Annotated in this window: 1 protein-coding gene and 1 pseudogene; both read left to right on the forward strand. The window is 76.0% G+C overall.

Annotated features, from left to right (window positions below; translation table 11 throughout):
- Positions 1–531: pseudogene (locus ABL57_RS22455) on the forward strand (peptidoglycan-binding protein); the annotation flags it as partial.
- Between the two features lie 167 nt (positions 532–698).
- Positions 699–1,406: a BTAD domain-containing putative transcriptional regulator gene (locus ABL57_RS23435; RefSeq protein WP_053005087.1), complete on the forward strand. Its 708-nt coding sequence runs from the start codon at positions 699–701 to the stop codon at positions 1,404–1,406.
- Positions 1,407–1,414 lie beyond the last annotated feature (8 nt).

The following is a 1,414-nucleotide window of genomic DNA, read 5'->3' on the forward strand; positions in this document are numbered from 1 at the left end:
TGGAGCGGCTGGGAGAGCCTGGGCGGCCGGTGCCGCGGCGGCGTGGGGGTCTCCTCCTGGGCGCGCAACCGGCTGGACTGCTTCGTGCTCGGCACGGACGACGCCCTGTGGCACAAGTGGTGGAACGGGCGCCGCTGGAGCGGCTGGGAGAGCCTGGGCGGCCGGCTGCGGTACAACCCCTCCGCCGTGTCCTGGGACCGGGACCGGATCGACTGCTTCGGCATCGGCCGCGACGACGCCCTGTGGCACAAGTGGTGGAACGGGCGCCGCTGGAGCGGCTGGGAGAGCCTGGGCGGGGTCTGCCGCGGCGGGACCGGCGCCTCGTCCTGGGCCAGGGGCCGGCTCGACTGCTTCGTGGTCGGCACCGACGACGCCGTGTGGCACAAGTGGTACGACCGCCGCTGGAGCGACTGGGAGAGCCTCGGCGGGCGGGTCAAGCACAACCCCTCGGCGGTCTCCTGGGCCCGCGACCGGGTCGACGTGTGCGCGATCGGCAGCGACGACCGCCTCTACCACAAGTGGTGGGACTGACCCCTCCCGAGCGCCCCGGCCCGGGCCCCGTCACCGGGGTCCGGGCCGGGGCGGTCGCACTCGTCGCCGGGCGCGACATGTCGTTGACTTCCCCGGGGCCGCGGCCCAGCATGGCGGTGAGCGCACGGCGCGGACATCGTGCCTGGTCAGCCGGGGGGAGACAGCTCATGGGCGAGCGGGGGACGATCGCGCTGCGGCTGCTGGGGAGCTGGGACGCCACCGTGCGGGGCGCCCGGGTGCCGACGGGATCGCGGCAGCAGCGGCTGCTGGCGGCCCTGGCGATCCACGGCCCCCGGTCCCGGGCCTACCTCGCCGGGCTGCTGTGGCCGGAGGTCCCGGAGGACCACGCGCTGGGCAGCCTGCGGGCGGCCGTCTTCACGCTGTCCCGCCGCATGCCGGGGGCGGTGGTGTGCCAGGGAGGCACCCTGGCGCTGGCCGAGACGGTGGACGTGGACCTGCACCACCTGCTCGAGCTGGTGCGGCGGCCGGTGGCCTCCTGGTCCGCGGCACGGGACGACGCGTGGGTGCTGGACCGCCCCGGGGTGCAGCTGCTGCCGGGCTGGTACGACGACTGGGTCCTCGCCGAGCAGGCGCGGCTGCAGGAGCTCTACGTCAACGCCGTGGAGGAGCGGGCCGAGTTCTGCCTGGCGCACGGAGACGTCCACCGCGCCCTAGCCCTGGCCCGCACCGTCCAGGACGCCGCTCCCCTGCGGGAGAGCGCCGTGTGCCTGCTGATCCGCGCGCACCGGGGCCTGGGCAACGAGACCGAGGCGCGGCGGACGTTCGAGGGCTTCCGCGCGCTCGTGGCGCGGGAGCTGGGCGAGCAGCCCTCCGACCGCGTCCGCGGGCTGCTCCAGCCGCTGCACGGGGCCTGACGCACCGG

This window comes from Kocuria sp. SM24M-10, from assembly GCF_001027955.1.
Classification (GTDB): domain Bacteria; phylum Actinomycetota; class Actinomycetes; order Actinomycetales; family Micrococcaceae; genus Kocuria; species Kocuria oceani.

What these genes read in the sequence shown, in the direction of transcription:
- ABL57_RS23435 (WP_053005087.1), top strand. Translation starts at nt 699, where the DNA reads ATGGGCGAGCGGGGGACGATCGCGCTGCGGCTGCTGGGGAGCTGGGAC.